Origin of the sequence: Aminobacterium mobile DSM 12262 (assembly GCF_000526395.1) — a bacterium.
In the GTDB taxonomy this organism is placed as follows: Bacteria; Synergistota; Synergistia; order Synergistales; family Aminobacteriaceae; genus Aminobacterium; species Aminobacterium mobile.
Genome location: NZ_JAFZ01000003.1, coordinates 115,965 through 140,099, shown reverse-complemented (window position 1 = coordinate 140,099; position 24,135 = coordinate 115,965). Strand labels below are relative to the sequence as shown.

The window sequence follows — 24,135 nt, the reverse complement described above, 5'->3', positions numbered from 1 at the left end:
AAAATGTCTACCACCGTTCCATATGCAAAGCGCCCTGATCTATCCCTTGATGAGGTTCTTTTTTTTCTTTACCATACCCCAAAGCCGCAATACCTAACACGGCTATGTGATTGGGTATTGATAAAATTTTTCGAATAGATTCCTCCTTGCCAGGAGCATGACGAACACCAAGCCATACTCCATCAAGACCAATGGCATGGGCTGCAACGAGAATATTCTGCATGGCAGCGGAGCAATCCTCTTCCCAGTATCGATGAGCAAAATCACTTTTTTCGGGGTCTCCGCATACAACTATAGCCAAAGGAGCTTCAAAGAGCATTTTGCCGTAGGGATGATCCTCTGCCAGTCGATTAAGAAGCTCTCTGTCCGTTACTACCACGAAGTGACGAGCACGGCTATTAGCCGCACTGGGAGCCGCACATCCACATTCAACAAGAAGCTCTATTTTTTCTTTTTCTACCAGCCTCTCCTCAAAACGACGAATGCTTCGACGCCCTAAAATGGCACGAATCGCCTCGCTATCCCTGATTCTCATTCTATTTCACCACCCTCACTTCATCTACGCTTAAAAATCCCCCAATGCACCAAGCAAAAACTTCTCTCCCCACCAGTATACATCATGTTTTCTAAGATTATTTTTCAAAATTGTCATGCGCGATTTTCTCTCGCATAGGCTCATAATCACTGCGTAATGGATGGTATCGGCCACACCTTCTACGTCGTAAGGATTCACCAGAAGAGCTCCTTTTCTCATCTGACAAGCCGCCCCCGCAAATTCACTTAATATAAGGGATCCTCCATTACTGGAATGGCAAGCACAATATTCTTTACACACGAGATTCATGCCGTCTTTCAAAGAAGTAACGAGAGCCGTATCTGTAGCATGATATAAAGCTGCTAACTCCTCTTGGGAAACGGATGTATACTGATACGTAATGGGGGTCCATATATCTGTAGAAAAACGCCTATTAACAACGCGAACCAGTTCTTCTATTTCTTCTCGGAGGCTCCGATATTCGTATATGCCTTCTCGGCTAGGGACCAACACCTGTAAAAGCATAATTTTATCCTGCAACGTACTATATTTCTCAAGAGCCCGGGAAAATGCCCGAAGTTTTTCTGGAACACCTTTTGTGTAATCTAATCTATCGACGCCAAGAAAGAGGTGCCTTCCCCCTGCGGCCTGCCGAACTTTCAGAGCTCTATCTACAACTTTTTTTCTTTTACTTAAGTCGCAAAAAGCCTTATAGTCGATACTTGCTGGTAGATTACCTATTTTCATTTGATGTATACCTGTATTAAGGGAAACAAGCATACCACGACCTTCTATATGACTCGACGGATAGAGAATCTTCATAGAGTTGATAAAGTTCTTACGATCCCGGTGAGTTTGAAAACAAAGGAAAGTATATTGTTGTAATTCTTCCATTATCGCTACTCGCCATGGGAGTTTCATAAATACATCCGGAGGAGGGAACGGAATATGTAAAAAGAAAACACATTGCCGTTTAACCCCTATTTTCTTGAAACTTTCAGCTAAAGGAATAAGCTGATAATCATTGACCCATATAAGATCTTCAGGTCGAGTATTTTCAGCAACAATTTTAGCAAATTTATGATTAACTTGGAGGTACAACTCCCAAAAATGGGGGGAAAAAGAACATTTTGTCTCTAAATCATGGAAAAGGGGCCATAACACCGAATTGGAAAAACCGTGGTAATATCCTTCTATTTCCAATTCTTCAAGCTGTACCCCTATTATCTGAAAACCAGATCGACGAGAGACTGGCTCTAAAATATGCCGCAACTTCTCAGATCCGATCTCTTCTTTACAACCTGTCCAACCTATCCATAGACCCCCTTGGCTTCTCAATACTGGAGAAAGGGCTGTTACAAGCCCTCCAGCGCCAGGATCTACTACCCACTCTTCTCTGTTTTTCCTCAAAACAACGGGCAAACGGTTTGAAACTACAACTACGCGTTTCCCCACCCATTTATCCATAGCTAGCCCCCCTTCTCCTTGCCAGACAAGCACACCATCTGTTAAGGAAGCTCGTTACTTCGCCAGGTGGAGATAGCTGTACAAGGGCTTCGGTTTCCCTCTCCTCTGCTGTTACAAGAACAGAAAGCCCCTTCCCTCTCATTGCGGCAAAAGCTTTTTCATCGGAAACATCGTCTCCAAGATAAGCGGAGACGGAGCTCGGATGCTCCTCTAAAAGAGCTTTCACCACCACTCCTTTGTGGATATCTGGACCAGTAACTTCTATTCCTCCACAAAAAGGAGAAATAACGAGACGAAAGCGTCGGCATATACTTTCCCAACCTAGACAAATATTTTCAATCTGCCTCGCATAAAACCGACAGTCCCTTCCTCGCCAATGAAGAGCTACAGACATTTCTTTCTTTTCGATCCAATGCAAGATACCCTCTTGTTCAACTATTTTAACGGCCGTCTCTAAACCCTCTTTTTGAGAAGGATCAAGGGGTATCTGAAATACTGTACCATCAGGGAATACACGCTCTCTGCCATAATTTCCCCATATTTCAACTTTCCCTACAAGGCCAGAAAGTCTCCCTACGTCCTTCGCATCTCGCCCAGATATCAAAACAACGATGCCACCAGCCTCCACTATGCGAGAAATACATGCTGTCATTCCAGGCCAAGGAAAGGCTTTCTCCCGTTCCATCACAAAAGGAGCTAAAGTACCATCATAGTCACTCATCAAAAGAGGAGGAGATGGACTTCTGCCCATGGAATCCCAAAATTGTTCAAAAATTTTTCCAATAGGTCCTTCCGGATGAGGATCAATGATCATTTTTACCCCATCACTCCTCTGAAGCGAAACGGTATAATAGATGTAAAAATTGTAACATATAGAAAAGAGGAAAGGAGAGAACAAAATTGGCCGGAAAAGGAGTAGTCATACTTGTAGAAGATGGTTTTAACGATCTAGAGTACTGGTACCCTTTTTATCGACTCGTAGAGGAAGGGTACGCTCCTATTGCCGTAGCGCCTGTAGCTCCTCATCGCTATACAGGGAAATATGGAACTACTGTTGATGTTACATACACAGCCCAAACAATTATGGACAATATGCCCAAAGCTCTTGTAATACCTGGCGGATGGGCCCCTGATAAGCTGAGGATGTCAGCAGACATTGTTGCTCTTGTTCATGAAATTTATAAGGCTGGTGGTATTATCGCAAGCATTTGCCATGGAGGGAGCTTGCTCGTTTCCGCAGGAATACTCCAAGGGAAAAAAGTTACATCTTTTCCAAGCATCAAAGATGACATGAAGGCCGCTGGGGCCCAGTGGGTAGACGAACAGGTTGTTATTTCTGATCGAATCATCACAAGTAGAAAACCAGCAGATCTGCCTTTTTTCACAAAAGCCCTTCTTGAAATTTTACATAAAGGATAGCAACCTGGACGGGATTTTCTGATGATTTTTATAGCTTGAAAAATTTTTAATAATAGATATACTTTTATTGTTGATATAGATCCAACTTAACAAGTTGTTTTTGGATTAGCCCTATCTCAGAAAATAAATAAGCTGCTTCGTCTATCGGCCTGACCGAAAAACACGGTCAGCATTGAAGATGAAATCCAGCAGGTGTTTCCCTCTTTGTAGTGGGAGATGCCTGCTTTTTTGTTCTTGAAAAAAGGGGGGGATGAGAATTGATATAAATAATATATAGGGAGTTTTCAATATGGGATAAAAACGTGTTAAAGGAATGCCACGACTCTATGTGGGGCTCGCAAAGAAGAATAATCTATTAAGAGAAAGATCGGAGCGAGATATATGAAAATCACGTCTATTCAAACAGGAATCATGTCTCTCACGCTTAAAAAACCTTTTAAAACCGCTGTTCGTACTGTAGATTCTATTGCTGATGTAGTGATAAAGATAGAAACAGATTCTGACGTAGTAGGTTTTGGAGAAGCACCTCCTACCGGAAAGATTACGGGAGATACTAGCGGTGCTATTTTAGGTGCTATCGAGGATCATATTCGTCCTTCTCTTATAGGAAGAGACGGGGATGATCTTGAAGGGAACTTAAAGGTTTTACAAGAATCTATCGTCGGGAACACGAGCGCAAAAGCAGCGTTGGATATGGCACTTTTCGATATATGGGGAAAAAGCCTCAAAGCTCCACTATACCGACTTCTGGGAGGTCACAGAGAGTATATCGAAACTGATATTACAATAAGCGTAAACGATCCCGATGAAATGGCAAAAGATGCTATTAATGCCGTGGATCTAGGGTATAGAGTTCTTAAAATTAAAGTAGGGAAAGAAACAGGAAAAGATTTCGAGCGCATACGAGCAATACGGGAAGCTGTAGGTTGTGAAGTTAAAGTACGTATTGATGCCAATCAAGGATGGCAGCCTTCAGAAGCAGTCCGCATCCTAAGAAGTATGGAAGATGCCGGTTTTGACATCGAACTTGTGGAACAACCTGTAAAAGCAGAAGATCTGGAGGGGATGGCTCATGTAACAGCGAATACGTGCATTCCTGTCGTAGCTGATGAAAGTATTTGGTCTCCCAAAGACGCTTTAGAAATATTCAGAAGCAAGGCTGCTGATATGGTTAATATTAAGCTGATGAAATGCGGCGGACTCGCCAATGCTATGAAAATTATCGCTATTTCGGAAATATTTGGTGCCGAAGTTATGCTGGGCAGTATGCTAGAAGGCCAGGTTAGCGCAAGTGCCGCAGTTCATCTCGCCCTTTCAAGATCAAATGTAACTCGTATAGATATAGACGGTCCACTTTTATGTTCTTCTTTACTGAATCTTGGCGGAGCACACTTTGTAGGGCCTGTAATTACACCTGGCGAAGGGTTTGGGATAGGAGTCACTACCATTCCTGACATTGCGTGGAATTAATCAGGAACGTATTGTTTTCACTCGTTGGATTAAAAGGAGGTTCTCATAATGGGAAATGGAAGTCTTTTAGGTCTTATTCCTCTTCTTGTATATATCGTATTGTGTTTCAGTCCTTTTGGTCAGATATTTGCCGTTTCGGCTGGTATTATTGTAGCAGCGATAATAGGACATCATGGGATTATGGACATTGCGCAAGGAATTCGAGGCGGACTCGGTTCCTTCCTAGGGTATATTGGACTCATAATTTTACTTGGCGGCGGATTGGGGCATGTTCTAAAAAGAACGGGGGTTGTGAAAGAACTTGTACATATGGTTACGCGAAGGATGAATGTCAACTCCCCCCGAAAAGCCTTTTTAGTCACCATGGTCTGTTCCGTTTTTATTGTCAGCCTTCTTGGAACTCTCGCAGGCGGAAACGCTATTTTAGCCCCTATCCTTATTCCTATCGCAGCTTCTGTTGGAGTTACACCTAGCGCTATGGCTGTTTTGCTTCATGGAGCAGGCGCTTCCGGGCTTTTTCTTGGACCTTTCACTCCACCGATGGTAGCTCTCATGGAGTTTACCGGGCTTTCTTACCCCCAGGTTCTCATAAATGCAGGCTTGCCAATTTCCATTATCATGTGGATTGTTACGTTCTTTTGGGCATCGAAAGTTCAAAAAAAGACCTTCGGGAAGGTTCGATACACAGAGGAAGACATGGAAAAAACTTCCTCTCATGATTTAGGATCAAATTCTCATGTAAAGCAGGCAACTGTCGCCTTCCTCGTTACAATGTTCTGTACAGTAGGATATGGAATTTATATAGAAGGAGGGTCTACTTTTGTAGTGGCTGTCATGATCCTCGCTTCTCTTTTAACAGGCATTGCTGGCCGTCTCAAAATAACAGAAATTATAGAATCTGTATGCGAAGGGGCCAGGGGCCTCATTTGGCTTTTCTTCTTCTTTGTTCTTTTGGACCCCTTTATCACTTTTATTTCAGACACTGGCGCCTTCCAAGCTCTTGCAACCATGTTGGAACCTTTGGTCAATCGAAGCGGCACTGTCGGTTTTATAACGTTGTCAACACTCGTAGGCATATTTGGCGTTCCTGGCGCGGCTGTAGCTCAGGCTGAGGTTATCAACAAAATGTTTGCTCCCTTAGTTCAATCGTTGAATATCCCCATGACATTGTGGGTAGTAGTCCTTCTCGTCGGCTCGCAAATGACATCTTTTGCCGTGCCGGAAGGAGATATGCAGGGACAGATGGGCCTTGCCAGATCCGATGATCTTAAATCCGTGCTTTGCAATGGATGGCTCATCGTTCTTTGTACCGTTATTTATGTCGTTATTCGAGCCATTATCGTGGCGATGTAAAATGACCTGGCAAGAGAAAGTACAGAAAACACTTGCGCCCGAATCCTTCAAGGGAACTGCCGGCGTTGTAATAAAAGACGTGCAGGGCAAAGTTAAAATGTCTGTAAATGGAGGCGAGGTATTCCCTTCAGCGAGTCTCATCAAGTTACCTGTGCTCTGGACCCTTTTTATGGAGGCTCATTCCGGAAAGTTATCTCTTGACGACACACTTGTGCTTAAAAACGAAGATAAAGTCGATGGGGGGATACTCCATAAATATAGAGAAGGAGCTCTGTTGCGACTTGAAGACCTCGCTCTCTTAATGATATCTGTAAGCGACAACACTGCTGCAAATCTTGTGATTGACCGACTGGGAAAAGACAGGATCAACAATGAGATAAAAGACCTCGGTCTGCATAAAACGATCTTAGGCAGAAAAATGCTTGATTTTGAAGCGAAAAAGGAAGGGAAAGACAACTACACAACCCCAGAAGACATGGCTTCTCTCTTGGAAATAATGCTGACATCCCCAAAACTTCCAGCGTCATTGAGGGAAAGAATGCTTGAACTCATGACCCTTCAGAAATTGAACTCCAAGCTTCCTTCATTAATTCCCTTCAACGATGTGGACGACATTGAAGGTTTCCTTGCTCATAAAACAGGAGAGCTTCCTGGATCTGAGCATGATGCAGGAATTTTTTTCCATGGAACAGAAACACCTGTCATCGTAACGATCCTCACTAAAGATCTCTCCAGCCGAATGATGGGGGTAGAGTTATGCTCCAAAATAGGACTTATTATTTTCGAGCATTTCGGGAAAGGGAATGGTACCTTCTCATACGTACAATAAAGCGTAGTTCAGACATTTTTCCACGAAAAATATTGAATATATCAATAGATTCACTAAAGTAACTACACAAAAAATCCAGCGAGAGGACTGTCTCGAAACGCTTCTCGCTGGATTTTTATATTCACAGTAGCTCCCTTGGCTAAGACTCAACCATGTTCTTATCAGAAATCCACCCCCATGGCTCGAATAAGCCATGGGTATGTGTCTTTCATCAAAGAAGGGTTGAAAGCAAAAATAACAAAAAGCCCCATAGCCATAGCAGAGTGAACAATAGATAGGAAGCCTCGATATTCCTCTCTTCTGGCAACCACACCTAAAGCTCCTTCACAAATAAGAAAGGCCAAAAGATAACAGATCCATTTTTTAATATCTGGTGATTGTACAAAGCGAAGAGTTCTCAATACCGAATAAGCAGACCATGTAGAGAGCACATACATTTGGACGAAGGTAAGAACAATCTTGATGGAAAAAACAATAACCTTTGGAAAAAGAGCAGAGTTCCCCCTTCCCTCTTCTAATCTCTCAAGGGAGGCATAGAGACTCGCCACTTGGGGAACAACATAACGAGCATACGTACTGGATAAAACCCAAGCCCAAAGAACAAAAGGTACGGCAAACTTCATATAGAGCACCTACACTCCACCCCCTCTAATAAAAAGCCTACACGTATTCTACATCTATTCAAGGGAATCTCCGATATATAAAAAGGCGGGATTTCCTTGGGAGGTGAATATAGATGGATATAGTCAACGCAGTACAAAGTGCAAAAGCCCAAGAAGTTTGTCAAAACATACTTATGGCTACCCAAACCTACACGCTTAAAAACGTAGCGGAGCTTCAGGAGAAAATGATGGCCCAGCTCTTTGAGAGCATGGGCCTCGGTCAAAACCTGAATGTGAAAGCCTAAAGGAATATTCCTGCCTCTCCGGCTCTTTGGTGTTTCCAAAGAGCCCTATCCCTATTTCTTTTTTTCTATAAGGAGGACTCTTCCGAACTTCTGTCCACAAGAGGGGTGGAATACGCCGTCTCTGCATCCCATGGAAAGAGGATCCATGTATCTTGGCTTACCTGAGTAATATAGGTATCTACATAAGAACACCCTTCCGGTTTCGCATATACCGTAGCAAAGTACGCTTTCGGAAGCATTTTCCGCACAACCTGAGCGGTTTTCCCCGTATCCACAAGATCATCGATAATAAGACAATTTTCTCCATCACCCTCGATCTTCTTCAGGATATGGGCCTCCCCTTGAGTCCGAAGGGTATAGCTTGATATACAAACTGTATCTACAACACGAATATTAAGCTCTCTCGCAATAATAGCTGCAGGAATAAGGCCGCCTCGAGCTATACCTATGATTTTGTCCCATTTTCTTGACAAAAGCCTCCACGCAAGAGCCTTACAATCGCGGTGAAGCTGATCCCACGAAACGGGAAATGTTTTATGATACCGATCTTCACTACCCATAACAGATGCCTCCCCGACACTAAGAAATCATAGATATATTACACGTTTTTATTCCAAAATGGATACCCATTCTTTCGTCTCTTCTTTTTAAACCCTTTCCTTTTATTCTTAAAACAGTATAATTGTAAGGGTCAAAGTCTTTTTAAACTAGTATTTCTATTATAAAAATTATGGAAAGAGAGGGCATCTAAATGAGAAGAAAGTTTGTGGTAGCATTACTGGCGCTCAGCATGGTCCTCTGCGGAACGGCATTTGCTATGGAGGCTATCCCCGCGGAAAAAACAAACCCTGGTTTTGTCTATATTGGTCCTGTAGGTGATGGCGGATGGACGTATATGCATGATCAGGGACGAAAAGAAATGGAAGGAGCCTTTTCTGGAGTAAAATCCAGTTTTGTCGAGTCAGTACCAGAAGGCCCTGATTCTGCCAGAGTTATGGAAACCTTTATAAGAAATGGATCAAAAGTTATCTTTGCCACTTCCTTTGGATATATGGATTTTGTACAAGAAGTAGCGAAAAAACATCCTGATGTTGTCTTTATGCATTGCTCCGGGTATAAAAGAGCTGATAATGTAGGTATTTATTTTGGTAGAATGTATCAAGCTCGATATCTTTCTGGTTTGGTGGCAGGAAAAATGACAAAGAGTAACGTTGTAGGCTTTGTTGCTGCTCATCCTATTCCGGAAGTAATTCGTGCCATTAATGCTTTTACTCTTGGCGTTCGGAAAGTGAATCCTGAAGCTGTGGTAAAAGTAGTTTGGCTGTTCTCTTGGTTTGACCCCGGTAAAGAAAAGGAAGCCACGAAGGCTCTTATCGACTCTGGGGCCGATGTTATTGGGATGCATGCAGATAGCGGAGCCGCTCCTCAAACAGCGGAAGAGGCCGGGGTTTATGTGGTAGGATACAACAATGACATGAGCCAATATGCCCCCACAAAACACCTTACAGCTCCTATTTGGGATTGGGGAATTGTGTATAAGCATGTGATGGAGCAGGTCACTACCGGCACATGGGAATCTGAGGACATTTGGTGGGGATTAAAAGAAGGCATGGTCAAGCTTGCTCCCTATGGGAAAGATGTTCCAGAAGAGGTTAAGGCCGTTGTAGAAGCAGAGAAAGAGAAAATAATTTCTGGCACATGGGATGTTTTTGATGGTCCTATTAAAGATCAGAGCGGTACAATAAAAGTTGAAGCTGGGCAATCGATTTCTGATGCAGACAAGCTCTCCATGAGCTGGTTCGTTGAAGGTGTAAAGGGAGATATTCCTAAATAAACACTTCAAAGATTAGGGGGGCGCTTTTGTGGCGCCCTCTTTTTTTTGAAAGAAAGGAAAGGGAGCTATGAACAAAGAAAAGGCTGTTCCTCCACTCGTAGAAATGCAAGGTATTACCAAAGCCTTTGCAGGGGTAACCGCCAACCGAGAGATTGATTTTGATGTATTGTCAGGGGAAGTCCATGCCCTCCTTGGAGAAAATGGGGCCGGGAAGTCTACATTGATGAATATCCTTTATGGGCTCTATCGGCCTGATGCTGGACATATTTTCATTAAAGGGACCCCTTACACTTTTATGTCTCCCAAAGATGCTATCGCAGCCGGTATTGGGATGGTTCATCAACACTTTATGCTTGTCCCAAGCCAAACTGTTTGGGAGAATATGATTCTCGGTTTGGAGGATCTTCCATATATTCTTCCTCGAAATGAAATCCGTGAAAAAATCCAGAACATCTCGTCTCAATATGGCTTGGAAGTAGATCCTGACGCTAAAATATGGCAACTTTCAATCGGGGAACAGCAACGAGTTGCCATATTACAAATGCTTTTCCGAAAAGCAAAGGTTTTGATTCTTGACGAACCTACAGCTGTATTGACGCCACAAGAATCTCTCAATCTTTTTAAAACTATTCAACAGATGACAGCGGAAGGTCATGGTATCGTTTTTATATCCCACAAACTCGACGAAGTCCTCTCTCTCTCTGACAGAATTACAATTCTCCGTAAAGGAGAAAAAACTGGAACTGTACAAACATCTCATACATCTAAGGAAGAGCTCGCAGAGTTCATGATGGGGCGAAAAATAGCATTTACTATAAATAAAAGAAGTCAGGCTCCTGGGGAATCCGTGCTAAAAGCCGAAAAAATCTCTATTCTAAACGATCGAGGAATTACTGCTGTCCGCAATCTTTCACTTTCTATTCGAGAACGGGAGATTTTAGGCCTTGCTGGCATCGCCGGAAATGGACAACATGAACTTTGCGAAGCACTGGTAGGGCTCCGTCCTGTGGAGTCAGGGCACATTATAATGAATAATAAGGAGCTGGAGAATCAAACTCCAAAATCTTTTATTTCCAGTGGGATGCGCTATATACCTGCCGACCGCAAAGGCACAGGACTCGTCCCCAATATGGATATTAAAGAGAATTCTATTCTCAAAAAATATTGGAAAAAACCTGTCGCACGAGGTCTTTTGATCAATTGGAAAGTGGTTTTTAAGCAAGCAATAGATCTTGTAAAAAAATACAGTGTCAGTACTCCATCTGTAGAGACACCGGTGAAAAATTTATCTGGTGGAAATTTGCAAAAACTCATGTTGGGAAGGGAACTAAGCGATGCGCCCAAAGCGCTGGTTGCCGTTCATCCTACATGGGGTCTCGACGTGGCTGCAACACATTTTGTCAGACAACAGATTTTACACGAACGCGATCGAGGAACTGCTATTCTCCTTGTATCAGAAGATCTTGAAGAACTTCTCTCTCTCAGTGATAGATTAGCAGTAATCTTTAAAGGTGAAATCATGGGCATTTTCGATAATCCAGGAGAGGCGACTCCCGAAAAGATAGGACTCATGATGGCTGGGACCCCTCTTCAATCCCTTTTGAAAGAGGTTTAGTTCCATGAAATATTTTAGAGTAGAAAAGAGACTCTCCACCCCCGGTTGGTTTGCTGTCGCTATTCCTCTGTTAGCAATATCTCTTGCACTTCTCTCTGGGGGTATTTTCCTTTATTTTCTTGGAGTATCTCCACTACAAGCCTATTCCTCCATGTTCAAGGCTTCATTAGGAGATGCATACGGCTTTACGGAAACCATAGTAAAGGCTATCCCCCTTTCCATAGCAGGAGTGGCTGTAACTCTCTCTTTTAAAATGCTTATTTGGAATATTGGGGCGGAAGGCCAGATTTTCATGGGGGCTCTTGCCACAGCAGCAGCAGTACGCTACGCCTTTGTAGATCAGCCTTTTATCATGTTTTGGATTATGTTTGCGGCAGCAGCTTGTGCTGGTGGAATATGGGCTGCATTTGCCGGATATCTCAAGGCTCGTTGGAATGTCAATGAGATCATTACAACTCTTATGCTCAACTACATCGCCATCCATTTGGTAGATTTCTTTGTGTATGGTCCCTGGCGAGATCCAGCCAGCCTCGGTTTTCCCATGACAGCCCCTTTCCCAGATGCTGCTCGTTTGCCCCTTTATGGGAATACTCGAGTACATCTCGGCTTCTTAATAGCGATTGTTTTTGCCATGCTCTTCTGGGCTATTCTGAAATGGACTCGATGGGGATATGAGATTCGCGTTATTGGAGAAAATCCCAGAGCAGCCAGTTTTGCTGGAATCAATTATCTTCAGAACGTATTAATTATTATGTTCATATCTGGTGCCCTGGCCGGGTTGGCAGGCATGTGTGAAATAGCTGGGCTCCAAGGGAGGCTTCAACATGGTTTCTCTGCTGGATTTGGGTATACTGCCATTATCGTAGCGTGGCTATCAAGATTGAATCCCTTGGCGGTTTTACTTGTTTCTTTCCTGATAGGAGCCATGCTTGTAGGGGGAGAAACCCTTCAAATAGTGATGAGACTCCCTCTGTCGAGCATACTCGTTTTACAGGGGTTACTTCTTTTCTTTGTTCTCGGCGGGGAATTTTTCAGAAAATATCGAGTGCGTCTTGTTTCGAGGGGAGACAATTAACATGGAGATTCTTATTCCTATTCTTACCGCAGCCGTGCGAAGTGGTACGCCTATTCTCTATGCCACTCTGGGAGAAATTGTTACAGAAAAGGCAGGAATTCTTAATCTAGGGTTAGAAGGCATTATGCTCGTAGGTGCTTATACGGGCTTTGCTGTCACATACCATTTGGGCAGCCCTTGGCTTGGAGTGGCCATGGCTTTTGTCGTAGGCGCATTGTTATCTCTCATCCATGCCTTCATTTCTATTACAATGAAGGGGAATCAGGTCGTAAGTGGTCTGGCTCTTACTATGTTTGGAACTGGCGCAAGCTCTCTTCTCGGCCGCTCATATATAGGGTTCACCATTGAAGGGCTTAATAAAATTCCCTTGCCCGGCCTATCCCAAATACCTGTTATTGGGCCCGTTCTCTTTAACAACGATGCTCTTATTTATGGTTCTTTCATATTAGTGTTTTTTCTTTATTGGTTTTTTCTTCGTACTCGCAACGGATTAAATCTAAGAGCGGTAGGAGATAACCCCCAGGCAGCTGATGCCATGGGTATTAGCGTAGATAAAACGCGGTATCTCTACACCCTTATTGGTGGCGGTATTGTCGCAGTAGGTGGAGCCTATATGTCTATAGCATACACAAAAATGTGGGCAGAACTCATGACTGCCGGCCGAGGATGGATCGCTGTGGCTCTTGTTATTTTTGCTATCTGGAACCCTATGAGAGCGGCTCTGGGAGCGTATCTCTTCGGGGGAGTGGAGGCCTTCCAGCTTCGTCTTCAAGCTGCTGGAACCAGTATCCCTACTCCATTGCTCATGATGCTTCCTTATATATTGACAATTGTGGTATTATTTTTTATCTCTGTAAGTCAAGGGAAGGGGATTCTGTTTGGAGCACCTTCCTCTCTGGGGCAACCATTCTTTAGAGAAGAAAGGGATTAATTTATTTTGAGCCTATTTTGGGGCAACATACCAGCTGCAGGAAGTATTATTAATAGCGTAGCCGTTATAGCTGGAAGTATTACCGGGCTTTTGCTTCGCTCTCGCCTGCCTAAGCGTTATATTGAAATGGCTTTTCAGGTTCTGGGTCTCTTTACCCTTTCCCTCGGTTTCTTTATGGCCCAGAAGACATCGAACTTTCTGATCCTTATTTTTAGCATGGTCGGAGGCGCCTTGATTGGAGAGGCAATCAATCTGGACAAGGCATTTAGCCGATTTTCAGAGAGGATCAGCGAGAAATTCCGAACAAGTGGCGAGAGTGTCGCTCAAGGTTTTCTCACGGCGAGTCTGCTCTTTTGCATGGGATCCATGGCGATTCTGGGGGCAATAGAAGAAGGGTTAGGACACTACCCCAACTTGCTTATCACTAAATCTCTTATGGATGGCATATCTTCTATCGCTCTTTCTGCATCTTTGGGAAGCGGAGTCCTTATAGCATCTATTCCTGTCCTTCTCTATCAAGGGGGAATAACTCTTCTTGCCGGGCATCTTCAGCCCTATCTATCAGAAGCAATTATTAACGAAGTAACGGCAGCTGGGGGACTCATGCTCATAGCTCTCGGCATTTCCATTCTGGACATTCGTCGTTTCAGAGTGGCCAATATGTTGCCTGCTCTCTTGGTAGCAGGAGTACTTGCCTCTGTATTTTGCAAGTAGTATCTGTATGGGAATGTTAAAGGGAAAATATCGTTAGTATCATTCCGAAATAATTTTCTATATTCATAAGAATATAAAATCCGTCGCATTCCTCTAAAAGGGACACGACGGATTTTTATTTTTCATGACAGTTCGAGAAGACGCGGGATAAGGGTCGTTATAGAAGGGAACGTAATGATGAGCAACAATACAAGCAATGCCACCCCTATAAAGGGCCATATATATTTGAAGACATCTCCCAATTCAACTCCACCAACAGCAGCCACTATATAATTACACGCCCCCATAGGAGGGGTGATAAGGGCAATAGTTACATTCAATGTCATCACCACACCAAAATGGAGAGGATCAATGCCAGCCTTCGCAGCAAGAGGCGCAAAGATAGGGGTGAGAAGCGTCAACGTCGAGACCTCTTCCATAAACATGCCGATAGGGAAAATAATAGCAGAAAGAACCATCATAAGGAGCCAGGGATTATCCATCAGACCCGATTGTATCACCATACCCGCAAAACGTTGGGGAACCTGCTCCCACTTCAATATCCAGCCAATCACCGTCGCCGCCCCCATAATCAAAAAGATGGAGCTCGTCATACGGACCGTTTCATAAATAGATTCCCCTATGTCTCTCCATGTCAATTTTCGAGTGTAAAGGGAACCAGCCACTATGCAATAAGCCACTCCTAAGGCTCCAGACTCTGTGGGTGTTACAATTCCTGTTACAATACCGCCAATAATAATGAGGGGAGCCACCAAACCAATACAGGAACGCCGTAAAATCTCTTTTCCTTGAGAACGAATCTCTCTAAAATCAGAAATAGGCATTCCATGTTTTATGGAATAAAAATAGTTCATAATCATAAAGGCACCACCGAGTACGATCCCCGGGAGAATGCCGGCGGCAAAAAGTCCTCCAATAGATGTATTTGTCATGGTGGCGTAAATAACCATAAAAATACTCGGGGGAATAATAGGACCTATTAAAGAACTACTTGCTGTCAGACCAGCCGAATAAGCAGGGGAAAAACCATCTTTAATCATGGCTGGAATAAGTATGGATCCTAGTGCCGAAGCATCTGCAGCAGCAGAACCATTAACACCTGCGAGAATAATGCCACCCACCACGTTCACGTAGCCAAGTCCTCCCCGTACTGACCCTACCAAAAGTCGACTTAAATCAAGAAGACGGTCAGTGAGACCAGAGCGGTTCATAAGAATCCCTGTCCAAATAAAGAACGGGATGGCCATGAGGGAAAAGACGTCCATACCGCCATAGAATTGCTGAGCAATAACGCGGCAAAGAGACCAATCCCCTAAAACAACGACACCCAGAAAGGCCGCCCCCAACAACGAAAGATAGAGAGGGAACCCGATCACCATCATAATGAAAAAAGCACAGAGCATAAAAAGGACCATTAGTTCTGACCACCATCCCTTATAGATCGGAAGAGAAAAAGCGATGTCTCTGCCAACAGAAGAGTACAACCTACTGGAACAGAGAGGAGAGGGACAGTTTTAGGGATATTAAGAGCCATAGTCCGCATTCCCCATATTTTAATAGCATTAATGCTGCCGAGATAGACCATGGCACCTAGCACTAAAAGAGTGATGATCCCTTGAAAAAACTTTATAATTCGCTGAATTTTTTGAGGCAACCGGGGAGTGACAAAATCAATAACCATATGATCGCCATGACAAAGAGCTCCTGTAGCTCCCACCATCACAAGCCATACCAGGGAAAAGCGGGCAACCTCTTCAGTCCATATAGCAGAGCTTTTCATGATATATCGCATGAAGATACCTAAGAGAACATCTCCCACATTTATAACAAGAAGAGCCCCCGCACTCCAAGCGCTAAAACGCTCTAATCGAAGGATCCATTTTTCAGAGAACGTATGAGTATCAGCAGTCATAACAGCAGCAACCCTATCTCTCTCTAATGCCCTGCAGCTTCAGTATTCGAATTTCTAGCACTTTCAAGAGCCAGATCTAACCATTCTTTAGAGAGCTTTGTTTTAAGCCATTCCAGATATGCCGGGATAGCCTTATCTCTAAAAACTTCCATCTCATCTTCTGTAGGGGTATAGACTTCCATCCCTCGCTCTTGAAGAAACTGAATATCCTTAAAGTCTTGAGCTTCCACTGCTTCTCTATTCATCATATTAGCTTGACGAGAAGCTTTCTGAATAATAGACCGCTGCTCTCCACTAAGCGACTCAAAAAGATCCCCGTTTATAACGAGAAACTGGTCTGAGTATTGAATATTGGCTAAAGTCAGGTATTTTTGTACTTCATATAAACTCCCCATTTTAATATACATGGCCGGGTTCATCTGACCATCTACTACGCCTGTCTTTAATGCCATGTAGAGCTCTGTCCATGGTATCGGGGTACCGCTGGCGCTAAAAGATTTATAGAGAGTAATCTGACCTTCATCCATGCCTCTAAATTTAAGGCCCTCGAAATCTTTCGGAGACTGAAGTGCTTTTTTCGAGTTTGTAAAGGCGAGAAACCCCCCTTCTTCCACTACTTCCAGCAATATAGCTCCTGTACGATTTTGAAACTCTTTGCGAGCCTTGTCCCAAAATAACCCTTTGTCAAAAAAAGAGTGTGCCGCCTGATAACTATTAAACATAAAAGGTACCGCCGTAGCATAAATTTCTGGAAAAAGAGGAGCAACCCCACCAAAAGACGCGATATTCATAATAGGTTGATTCATTCCATCTCGGGTCAGAAGCTCCATGCGCTCTTCCTCGTTCCCAAGCTGACTATCGGGGTATAACTGTATCGACAGAATTCCCTTGCTCTCCTCTTCCACCATAGATTTAAAATGAACTGCAAAAAGATGGACCGCATTGTTTTCTTCATCTGCCGGCCCGTTATAAGATAGTTTTATATTTTGAGCTGCTGCCGTAGCTGTCAGAGAAAAGAGAAACACGCATACAGCCACTCCTCGCAACAGACCTTTCATTCTATGGGACATGCCTGACACTCCTTCCTATATTCTTTATAACGAAACGATCACTCTCTGACCTGCCCGTTCCCATAGATAATGAACTTCGTTGATGTAAGCTGTTCCACTCCCATGGGCCCTCGTGCGTGAAGTTTTTGCGTGCTAATCCCCATCTCTGCTCCGAACCCAAAAACTCCACCATCTGTAAAACGAGTAGAGGCATTAACATATACTGCAGCAGCATCAATTCCGTTAAGAAATGCTTGAGCATTTGTATAGCTCTCTGTAAGGATCGCCTCGCTATGTCCTGTACCATAATTCGCGATATGATTCATAGCTTCTTCTATATTATCTACGATCTTTACCGCGAGAATGAGATCTAAATATTCAGTGCTCCAATCCTTCTCCGTAGCCGGTACGGCTTGAGAATATAAGCGACAAACCGCTTTGTCTCCTCGTATTTCCACCCCTTGCTCTCTAAGAACCGTCAATGCTTGGGGGATAAAAAGAGGGGCAATCTTTTTATGGACCAACATAGTTTCCATAGCATTACAAACTGAAGGACGCTGCACCTTAGCGTTCACCACAATGGGAATTGCCTTCTCTATATTTGCCGTTTCGTCAACAAAAATATGACAATTCCCCATGCCCGTCATAATAAAAGGAACCGTGGCATTTTCCAACACGGCCAGTTTCAGCCCTTTCCCTCCCCGGGGAATGAGGACATCTACATATTCGTTCATCTTCATGAGCATAGTGGTAGCCTGGCGATCAGGACTTTCAATAAGAGAAATCGCCCCTTGGGGAATGCCGGCAGAAAAGGCTGCTTGGGAAAGTATGGAAGCAATAGCAATATTAGAATGCAATGCTTCTTTACCTCCCCTTAGAATGACGGCATTACCCGCTTTCAAACAAAGTCCTGCCGCATCAGCTGTAACGTTAGGGCGAGACTCATAAATAATGCCTATAACCCCTAATGGAACTCGTACCCTCCCCACCCGGAGGCCTTTTTCCGCCGTCCACATTCCTAAAACTTCTCCAACCGGATCACGAAGGGCAGCAATCTCCTCCAATCCCAAGGCCATTGCCTCTACACGTTTCTCGTTCAATGTAAGGCGCTCGATAAGAGCTGACGTAAGTCCTGCTTCTCGCCCCGCCTCTATATCTTTATGATTGGCTAGGAGTATTTCTTTCTTATGATCTCGAAGAGCCTGAGCCATTAAAAATAAAGCCCGATTTTTCTGATCCCCTGTAGCTGTCGCCAGGAAACGAGCTGCACATCGAGCTGCTCGTCCCATTTCTAACAACGTATCTTTTATTTCCATTCGTCTCCCTCCTTAAATAAGGGCTAGATTATTGCGATGAACCACTTCATCATAATCAATGCTTCCAAGAAGTTCGCCTATCTCATCTGTATGATGTCCCGCTATAACAGAGATTTCATCGGCAGAAAAATTCACCATTCCCCTTGCTATTTCCGAACCTTCGGGACTAATAATAGAAACCACATCCCCTCGGGAAAAACCCCCTTCTACCTCCACCACTCCCGAAGGAAGCAAGCTTTTCCCTCTTTTAAGGATAGCCTCTACAGCCCCTTGATCAATGACAATAGAACCATGTGGCGAGCTACCAAAAGCAATCCACTGTTTTCTCCCCTGAACTGGCTCTCTTGAAGGGACAAAAAGAGTTCCAAGAGATTCTCCTGCAACAATACGGCGAAGCACATTTTGTTCTTTATTGTTTGCAATAACCATGGGGATGCCAGACGTCATGGCAATTTTTGCCGCAGTAAGCTTCGTAAACATCCCCCCGCTGGAAAGTTTGCTCCCACGAGATCGGGAATGAGCTATCATGTTATTGGTAATTTCCGATACTACTGGAAGAAGCTGAGCATCAGGGTTCGTTCGAGGATCATCACTATAAAGTCCGTCTATGTCAGATAGAATAATTAAGAGATCTGCGTCGATAAGGCAAGCTACTAAAGCCGAAAGAGTATCGTTATCCCCAAACTTTATTTCATCGACCGCTACCGTATCGTTCTCGTTAATAATAGGGATTACACCAAAATCAAGAAGGGTCAGAAGGGTATGTCTGGCATTAAGATAACGAAGCCGGTTAGCAAAAACATCTCTCGTGAGCAACACCTGAGCTACAGTCTTCCCGTATTCAGAAAAAAACTTCTCATACATATGCATCAATCGACCCTGCCCAATAGCAGCCAAAGCCTGTTTTTCCGGTATTGTTTTAGGACGATCAGGGAAATGTATCTTCCCTACCCCAGCGCCTACAGCCCCTGAACTTATAAGGCTGACATTCCTGTCGTCGCTGTGAAGGTCAGACATCTCCCTCGCCAGATTCTCCAACCTGAGGAGGTTAAGTTTTCCCGAATCATGAGTCACCGTGCTTGTGCCTACTTTTATTACAACTCGATGGCAATCTCGAAGTTTCTCCCGCTGTATCATTTCTCTTCACCCCACACTAAAACTTTTCCTTTAACAATTTAATAGTAACAGTTCTTTTAAAAAGAACGTCTCTCATAATACATCTCTCGATCGGGAATTCCCTAGGCCAAAACCAACACAAATATCAGGAGGGAAAGAAGACTTTGGAGGTAGCATTCTAGATAAAAATAATAATATAAGGGGAGACTCACGAAAATATGACAATATGTATCACAATCCTTCATCATTCTCTAACCCTTATATTTAAAAAATCACCTAACTGTCTATACTCAGAGCTTTCGATTTTTTGTTGTTCCGCTATAGCGACATAAAAATTTTGTACTTTCCATAAGTTTATATCCCACCTTCGACTTCGAACAAATCCAAGCATTTTGGTCATCCGGCGAAGGGATGCTTGCTTCTCGTCGTCTCCCCCTTCTACAAATTGCAACATTTCTCGCTCTAGCCGGTCCCGAATATGGTGCAGGAGACTGTTAAAGTCTAACACGACTCCCCATGTTTGGGCCTGATCAAGATAATCTGCTATACGATCTATATCTGGCTCCTCTTTCTTTATAGATCGTCTGAGTTCTCCATTAAGGACAACTTCTGCTACTCTAAGCAATGCTTCCGGAGGAGACATCCTAATAAGCCCCATAAAATCCAACAACCCCTCGTAATTTCGAACCACAGAGGCAAGATATGTTTCAATATTAGCTACGTCTCTCTCTATAATCTGGTGAATGATTCTTCTCTGTCCATCCCGGAAAAGATGGCGCAAAGAGTAGGTCCTATGCCCAAAGAGCTCTACAAAAACTTTATCTGCCTCCTCAGGGAACCCCCTTTGAATCTCAGCCATCCATTGTCTGTTCATATCTTCGTTTATAAAATTTCTTACCCCGCATAAAACTTTGTGCCCTCCTTTATAGTAGGACGCAAAAAATATGTCTTGCTTTTCGTCCGTTATAACGTATGTTAAGGAGGCTTGCCCCATACAAAGAGATTCCTCCCCCTTTTCAAGAGAAAAGAGTGTGGCCGGAAATATCCTGTAATCGTAGAGCGTTACAGCTAGAGAACGTTTCCGAATGGGCTCAAAGAGCGCTTGCACAGCATAATGGGCTCCAACCCGTAAAAAGTCAACATAAAGGGGGAAAACAAAAATTTCAAAGACCTTACGACCATTTCTAAACTCACGAATATTGCTTAAGGCTCCCTCCAGACGAGAAAGAAAGGGCTCCGAAATTTCTTCTCCCGAAAGTTCCTGATATAAGGAAAGAGCATGATACGCATAGAGAAGTACCTGCAAAGATTCAATACCAGAGATATCATCAAAAAACCAACCGCAACTAGTGTACATAAAAAGAGCGCTTCGCTCCATTTCTAAAAGCTTTACCGCCCTCACTTTTTCTTCCCTCGTAAGTTCCCGCCAAGCAAAGGATTTTAAAAGTTCCTCCCTTTTGGGAGTATTTGCCGATGAGAAAAAATCGCCACAAAGCTCTCGAATCTTCCAGGGATCTTTAAAAAAACGAGCTCCCTCCCTTTCAAAGTAAGCATCGATCTCCTTCCGGAGCCAATCCAAAGATTGCCGTAGAGGTTGTCTCCACTGCTGATGCCAATCCAGATGTGCACCGCTTTTGCATCCACAATCCCTTCTCCATCTCTCAACTCCATGCACGCAACTCCATGAAGTATTCTCTTGAATTTTTACTTCCCATTGAGGAGGGAGTTTTTTCAGATATTCACCATAAACTGTTAAGCGGACTTCATCATTTTTTTCGAAACGGTGAAGACACCAAGCGAGAGCCATATCTCCATATTTATGATGATGCCCAAAAGTCTCGCCGTCTGTGGCTATATGAGCTAACGCTCCTTCCCCTCTACTAGCAATAGAATTAACAAGTTTTTGAGCAAATGCTTCTCCGTTAGACAACAATGTGCCAAAAGCTATTTCATGTGCTAGGCTTCCATTGTAAAAAAATAATGCGATAGACCGTCCAGAAGGAAGCTCGCATTTATAGACGCGAGACGTATCCAGAGTTTTTTCAAGGGGATACTCCCACATAGCTCCTATACGTCTCCAGGCCTGAACCTGATGGGGAGCTAATATGGTAAAAAGAATCCCTTCCCCTGCCATGACTTCAAGAGTTTCTATATCTACCGCCGTTTCAGGAAGCCACATGCCCTCAGGGAAGCGACCAAAACGACGGGTGAAATCTTGAATTCCCCAGAGTACCTGCGTAATTTTGTCTCGCTTCGAAGCTAAAGGCATAATCATGTGATTGTAAACCTGTGCTATAGCTGGACCGTGCCCTGCATAGCGAACCTGTCCTCGTCGATCTGCATCCAAAATGGCTTGATATGTTTCAGGGTCATGGCGCTCCATCCAAGAGAGAAGTGTCGGACCAAAATTAAAACTCATTCGCTCGTAGTTCGACATAATTTTTACTATTTTCCCACCGTCACCTAAAATCCTAGCAGCCCTGTTAGGAGCATAACATTCGGCTGCTACTCGTTCATTCCAATCGTGCCAAGGCAACGCTGACTCCTGAATTTCCACATCTCCTAGCCAAGGATTTTCCCGAGGTGGCTGGTAAAAATGTCCATGAATACAAATGTATTTCATTTCATTCTCCCTCTTTTCTGAAGAAAAGAGCGCCAAAAGGAGGAAGGGTCAGAGAAAGGGAGTAGCGCATAGAATTCCCCGGCCGATCCAAAGCTCTCTGCCCACCTAAATTGCCCACTCCATCTCCTCCATAGACCTCTCCATCACTGTTCAGAAGTTCTAACCAATACCCTCCCTCTGAAACCTCCACATCATATTGAAACCTTGGGACTGGGGTAAAATTGAAAAGGGCTAAAATAGGAGGAATCCCCTTTGCCCTTCGTAAAAAGCCCAGGACACTGGCAGAACTGTCGGAACATCCTATCCACTCAACCCCTCCCCGGATAAAATCCCATCCATGAAGAGACTGTTCCTCTGTATAGAAGCGATTCAAATCTTGCACCCACCGCTGTAAGTTTTTATGAACCTTTTCACCGAGTAACCACCAATCTACAGCCCTTTGATGGTCCCATTCCCTGCATTGCCCAAATTCTCCTCCCATAAAAATTAATTTCTTTCCTGGATGGGCATACATATATCCAAATAAGAGTCGTAATTGAGCAAATTTTTGGTTCAGATCACCTGGCATCTTCCAAAGAAGAGATCGTTTCCCATAAACAACCTCATCGTGAGAAAAGGGGAGCACAAAATTTTCCGAAAATGCATACATAAAGCTGAACGTCAAATCATTCTGGTGGAATTGCCTGTAGAATGGATCAAGAGACATATAGTCTAAGATATCGTGCATCCATCCCATATTCCATTTAAGGCTAAAACCCAACCCCCCATCATAAGGAGGCTTCGTAACAAGAGGCCATGCTGTGGATTCTTCAGCAATAGTCTGAACGGAAGGGAAGCGATAAAAAATAGCCTGATTCAGCTTCTGGAGAAAGGAAACTGCCTGCAAGTTTTCCCTGCCACCATACTTGTTAGGAACCCATTCTCCATCTTTCCTTCCATAATCTAAATAAAGCATCGAAGCCACGCCATCGACACGAAGCCCATCTGCATGATAATAATCAAGCCAAAACAATGCGCTGTTTATTAAGATCTCTGCCACTTCTGTTCTTCCATAATTGAAAAGATAGCTCTTCCATTCTGGATGGATCCGTTGCTTCATATCCAGATGTTCATACAGAGCCGTTCCATCAAAAGAGGCTAAGCCATGACTATCAGAAGGGAAATGAGAAGGAACCCAATCGAGAAAAACAGCAATTCCTGCCTGATGAAGAGCATCGATAAGAAACATAAAATCCTGAGGGATACCGTATCGTCGTGTTGGAGCGAAAAAGCCTGTCACTTGGTATCCCCAAGATCCATAGAAAGGATGCTCCATAACAGGCATAATTTCTACAGCGGAGAACCCCATTTCTTTTACATAAGCAACTAAATGCGAAGCTATCTCTTTATAATTCAACCATCTTTCATCGGAAGACCTCATCCACGATCCAAGATGCACTTCATAAAAAGTAAGAGGATATTGTGCCCAATCTATGTTTTTTCTTTTGTCAAGCCACTCATTATCTCCCCACAAATAATCCAGAGTCGTAATAACTGAAGCTGTTTTAGGAGGCTCTTCCCATAAGAAAGCAAAAGGATCTCCCTTATCAAAAAACTCTCCGAAAAAAGTCTCTACGTGGAACTTGTATCGATCCCCTAGTTGAGTCCTAGGAATAAAGCCCTCCCATATGCCACTTCCATCCGCTCGTTGATTCAAAAAATGAAGGGATGGATTCCACTCGTTAAAATCGCCAATTACGGATACGTGGCGTGCGCTAGGAGCCCAGAGAGCAAAATATGTTCCTTCTACGCCCTCAACGGATAAGGAATGAGCTCCCATTTTCTCATAAAGAGCATAATGAGTTCCTTCCTTAAATAGATAAACGTCAAATTCCGAGAAGAGAGAGAATTTTTCCTGTTTTTCCATTCGCTACGCCCCTCACTTCCGAAACAAAATATAATTTTTTTAAATTATACCAATCTTCCAAGTT

The 24,135-nt window shown here is 43.6% G+C and carries 22 protein-coding genes; 10 read left to right on the top strand and 12 right to left on the bottom strand.

The features are described from left to right. Positions 1 to 7 precede the first annotated feature (7 nt). Genes K360_RS0109440 through otsB form a run of 3 tightly spaced genes read right to left on the bottom strand, consistent with a single transcriptional unit; the run spans position 8 to position 2,816 of the window. Complete coding sequence (locus K360_RS0109440) at positions 8 to 535, bottom strand: nitroreductase family protein (RefSeq protein ID WP_024822915.1); 528 nt, start codon at positions 533 to 535, stop codon at positions 8 to 10. 30 nt (positions 536 to 565) lie between these two features. Then, complete coding sequence (locus tag K360_RS0109435) at positions 566 to 2,002, bottom strand: alpha,alpha-trehalose-phosphate synthase (UDP-forming) (RefSeq protein WP_024822914.1); 1,437 nt, start codon at positions 2,000 to 2,002, stop codon at positions 566 to 568. Next, a complete protein-coding gene (gene otsB, locus K360_RS0109430) occupies positions 1,995 to 2,816 on the bottom strand; it encodes a trehalose-phosphatase (protein WP_024822913.1) in 822 nt (273 codons plus the stop codon). Before otsB ends, K360_RS0109435 begins: the two co-directional genes overlap by 8 nt. Before the next feature lie 86 nt (positions 2,817 to 2,902). Between otsB and K360_RS0109425 the strand changes: the two genes are divergently transcribed. The 4 genes from K360_RS0109425 (at position 2,903) to K360_RS0109410 (ending at position 7,073) form a co-directional block, all read left to right on the top strand. Then, positions 2,903 to 3,421 carry a type 1 glutamine amidotransferase domain-containing protein gene (locus K360_RS0109425; protein ID WP_024822912.1) on the top strand — a complete coding sequence of 173 codons (519 nt, stop codon included), beginning with the start codon at positions 2,903 to 2,905 and terminating at the stop codon, positions 3,419 to 3,421. A 381-nt stretch (positions 3,422 to 3,802) separates the two neighbouring features. Continuing rightward, complete coding sequence (locus K360_RS0109420; RefSeq protein ID WP_024822911.1) at positions 3,803 to 4,891, top strand: dipeptide epimerase; 1,089 nt, start codon at positions 3,803 to 3,805, stop codon at positions 4,889 to 4,891. Between the two features lie 48 nt (positions 4,892 to 4,939). After that, positions 4,940 to 6,244, top strand: coding sequence for a GntT/GntP/DsdX family permease (locus K360_RS0109415; RefSeq protein WP_024822910.1), 1,305 nt, complete (start codon positions 4,940 to 4,942; stop codon positions 6,242 to 6,244). 1 nt (position 6,245) lies between these two features. Further along, complete coding sequence (locus K360_RS0109410; RefSeq protein ID WP_024822909.1) at positions 6,246 to 7,073, top strand: serine hydrolase; 828 nt, start codon at positions 6,246 to 6,248, stop codon at positions 7,071 to 7,073. A gap of 161 nt (positions 7,074 to 7,234) precedes the next feature. Here the strand turns inward: K360_RS0109410 and K360_RS0109405 are convergent, their stop codons facing one another. Next, positions 7,235 to 7,705 carry a hypothetical protein gene (locus K360_RS0109405; RefSeq protein WP_024822908.1) on the bottom strand — a complete coding sequence of 157 codons (471 nt, stop codon included), beginning with the start codon at positions 7,703 to 7,705 and terminating at the stop codon, positions 7,235 to 7,237. Between the two features lie 104 nt (positions 7,706 to 7,809). Here K360_RS0109405 and K360_RS11365 point away from each other — a divergent pair, with 104 nt between their 5' ends. After that, positions 7,810 to 7,980 (top strand): hypothetical protein, encoded by a 171-nt coding sequence (locus K360_RS11365; RefSeq protein ID WP_156923398.1) that lies wholly within the window; start codon positions 7,810 to 7,812, stop codon positions 7,978 to 7,980. 65 nt (positions 7,981 to 8,045) lie between these two features. Here K360_RS11365 and gpt read toward each other — a convergent pair whose 3' ends face one another. After that, positions 8,046 to 8,540, bottom strand: a complete 495-nt coding sequence (gene gpt, locus K360_RS0109395; RefSeq protein WP_024822907.1) for a xanthine phosphoribosyltransferase — start codon at positions 8,538 to 8,540, stop codon at positions 8,046 to 8,048. 191 nt (positions 8,541 to 8,731) lie between these two features. On the opposite strand from gpt, the gene K360_RS0109390 reads away from it, so the two are divergent. The 5 genes from K360_RS0109390 to K360_RS0109370 all read left to right on the top strand — a co-directional run bounded on the left by K360_RS0109390 (position 8,732) and on the right by K360_RS0109370 (position 14,149). Next, complete coding sequence (locus K360_RS0109390) at positions 8,732 to 9,814, top strand: BMP family ABC transporter substrate-binding protein (protein ID WP_024822906.1); 1,083 nt, start codon at positions 8,732 to 8,734, stop codon at positions 9,812 to 9,814. A 67-nt stretch (positions 9,815 to 9,881) separates the two neighbouring features. Beyond that, positions 9,882 to 11,429: an ABC transporter ATP-binding protein gene (locus K360_RS0109385; protein ID WP_024822905.1), complete on the top strand. Its 1,548-nt coding sequence runs from the start codon at positions 9,882 to 9,884 to the stop codon at positions 11,427 to 11,429. Positions 11,430 to 11,433: 4 nt separating this feature from the next. After that, entirely contained in the window at positions 11,434 to 12,504 is a 1,071-nt protein-coding gene (locus K360_RS0109380; RefSeq protein ID WP_024822904.1) for an ABC transporter permease, read from the top strand. Between the two features lies 1 nt (position 12,505). Continuing rightward, the gene (locus K360_RS0109375) at positions 12,506 to 13,435 is read left to right on the top strand and encodes an ABC transporter permease (RefSeq protein WP_024822903.1); all 930 of its coding nucleotides are present in this window, start codon (positions 12,506 to 12,508) and stop codon (positions 13,433 to 13,435) included. A 6-nt stretch (positions 13,436 to 13,441) separates the two neighbouring features. Continuing rightward, complete coding sequence (locus K360_RS0109370) at positions 13,442 to 14,149, top strand: DUF554 domain-containing protein (protein WP_024822902.1); 708 nt, start codon at positions 13,442 to 13,444, stop codon at positions 14,147 to 14,149. 122 nt (positions 14,150 to 14,271) lie between these two features. On the opposite strand, the gene K360_RS0109365 is transcribed toward K360_RS0109370, so the two are convergent. The 7 genes from K360_RS0109365 to glgB form a co-directional block, all read right to left on the bottom strand. After that, the gene (locus tag K360_RS0109365) at positions 14,272 to 15,564 is read right to left on the bottom strand and encodes a TRAP transporter large permease (protein WP_024822901.1); all 1,293 of its coding nucleotides are present in this window, start codon (positions 15,562 to 15,564) and stop codon (positions 14,272 to 14,274) included. After that, entirely contained in the window at positions 15,564 to 16,061 is a 498-nt protein-coding gene (locus K360_RS0109360) for a TRAP transporter small permease (protein ID WP_024822900.1), read from the bottom strand. The genes K360_RS0109365 and K360_RS0109360 overlap by 1 nt, the downstream gene beginning before the upstream one ends. A gap of 23 nt (positions 16,062 to 16,084) precedes the next feature. After that, the gene (locus tag K360_RS0109355; RefSeq protein ID WP_245587111.1) at positions 16,085 to 17,131 is read right to left on the bottom strand and encodes a TRAP transporter substrate-binding protein; all 1,047 of its coding nucleotides are present in this window, start codon (positions 17,129 to 17,131) and stop codon (positions 16,085 to 16,087) included. 38 nt (positions 17,132 to 17,169) lie between these two features. Further along, on the bottom strand, positions 17,170 to 18,426 hold the full coding sequence (locus K360_RS0109350; RefSeq protein ID WP_024822898.1) for a glutamate-5-semialdehyde dehydrogenase: 1,257 nt from the start codon (positions 18,424 to 18,426) through the stop codon (positions 17,170 to 17,172). A gap of 12 nt (positions 18,427 to 18,438) precedes the next feature. After that, positions 18,439 to 19,563: a glutamate 5-kinase gene (gene proB, locus K360_RS0109345; RefSeq protein WP_245587110.1), complete on the bottom strand. Its 1,125-nt coding sequence runs from the start codon at positions 19,561 to 19,563 to the stop codon at positions 18,439 to 18,441. A gap of 223 nt (positions 19,564 to 19,786) precedes the next feature. Next, positions 19,787 to 22,165, bottom strand: coding sequence for a DUF3536 domain-containing protein (locus K360_RS0109340; protein ID WP_024822896.1), 2,379 nt, complete (start codon positions 22,163 to 22,165; stop codon positions 19,787 to 19,789). Between the two features lies 1 nt (position 22,166). Continuing rightward, the gene (glgB, locus tag K360_RS0109335; RefSeq protein ID WP_024822895.1) at positions 22,167 to 24,071 is read right to left on the bottom strand and encodes a 1,4-alpha-glucan branching protein GlgB; all 1,905 of its coding nucleotides are present in this window, start codon (positions 24,069 to 24,071) and stop codon (positions 22,167 to 22,169) included. Positions 24,072 to 24,135: the final 64 nt, after the last annotated feature.

Bases quoted from the DNA above. Each gene is read 5' to 3' on its own strand.
- K360_RS0109440 (WP_024822915.1), bottom strand. From the start codon at position 535: ATGAGAATCAGGGATAGCGAGGCGATTCGTGCCATTTTAGGGCGTCGA.
- K360_RS0109435 (WP_024822914.1), bottom strand. From the start codon at position 2,002: ATGGATAAATGGGTGGGGAAACGCGTAGTTGTAGTTTCAAACCGTTTG.
- otsB (WP_024822913.1), bottom strand. From the start codon at position 2,816: ATGATCATTGATCCTCATCCGGAAGGACCTATTGGAAAAATTTTTGAA.
- K360_RS0109420 (WP_024822911.1), top strand. From the start codon at position 3,803: ATGAAAATCACGTCTATTCAAACAGGAATCATGTCTCTCACGCTTAAA.
- K360_RS0109415 (WP_024822910.1), top strand. From the start codon at position 4,940: ATGGGAAATGGAAGTCTTTTAGGTCTTATTCCTCTTCTTGTATATATC.
- K360_RS0109410 (WP_024822909.1), top strand. From the start codon at position 6,246: ATGACCTGGCAAGAGAAAGTACAGAAAACACTTGCGCCCGAATCCTTC.
- K360_RS11365 (WP_156923398.1), top strand. From the start codon at position 7,810: ATGGATATAGTCAACGCAGTACAAAGTGCAAAAGCCCAAGAAGTTTGT.
- gpt (WP_024822907.1), bottom strand. From the start codon at position 8,540: ATGGGTAGTGAAGATCGGTATCATAAAACATTTCCCGTTTCGTGGGAT.
- K360_RS0109390 (WP_024822906.1), top strand. From the start codon at position 8,732: ATGAGAAGAAAGTTTGTGGTAGCATTACTGGCGCTCAGCATGGTCCTC.
- K360_RS0109385 (WP_024822905.1), top strand. From the start codon at position 9,882: ATGAACAAAGAAAAGGCTGTTCCTCCACTCGTAGAAATGCAAGGTATT.
- K360_RS0109380 (WP_024822904.1), top strand. From the start codon at position 11,434: ATGAAATATTTTAGAGTAGAAAAGAGACTCTCCACCCCCGGTTGGTTT.
- K360_RS0109375 (WP_024822903.1), top strand. From the start codon at position 12,506: ATGGAGATTCTTATTCCTATTCTTACCGCAGCCGTGCGAAGTGGTACG.
- K360_RS0109365 (WP_024822901.1), bottom strand. From the start codon at position 15,564: ATGGTCCTTTTTATGCTCTGTGCTTTTTTCATTATGATGGTGATCGGG.
- K360_RS0109360 (WP_024822900.1), bottom strand. From the start codon at position 16,061: ATGACTGCTGATACTCATACGTTCTCTGAAAAATGGATCCTTCGATTA.
- K360_RS0109355 (WP_245587111.1), bottom strand. From the start codon at position 17,131: ATGTCCCATAGAATGAAAGGTCTGTTGCGAGGAGTGGCTGTATGCGTG.
- K360_RS0109350 (WP_024822898.1), bottom strand. From the start codon at position 18,426: ATGGAAATAAAAGATACGTTGTTAGAAATGGGACGAGCAGCTCGATGT.
- proB (WP_245587110.1), bottom strand. From the start codon at position 19,563: ATGATACAGCGGGAGAAACTTCGAGATTGCCATCGAGTTGTAATAAAA.
- K360_RS0109340 (WP_024822896.1), bottom strand. From the start codon at position 22,165: ATGAAATACATTTGTATTCATGGACATTTTTACCAGCCACCTCGGGAA.
- glgB (WP_024822895.1), bottom strand. From the start codon at position 24,071: ATGGAAAAACAGGAAAAATTCTCTCTCTTCTCGGAATTTGACGTTTAT.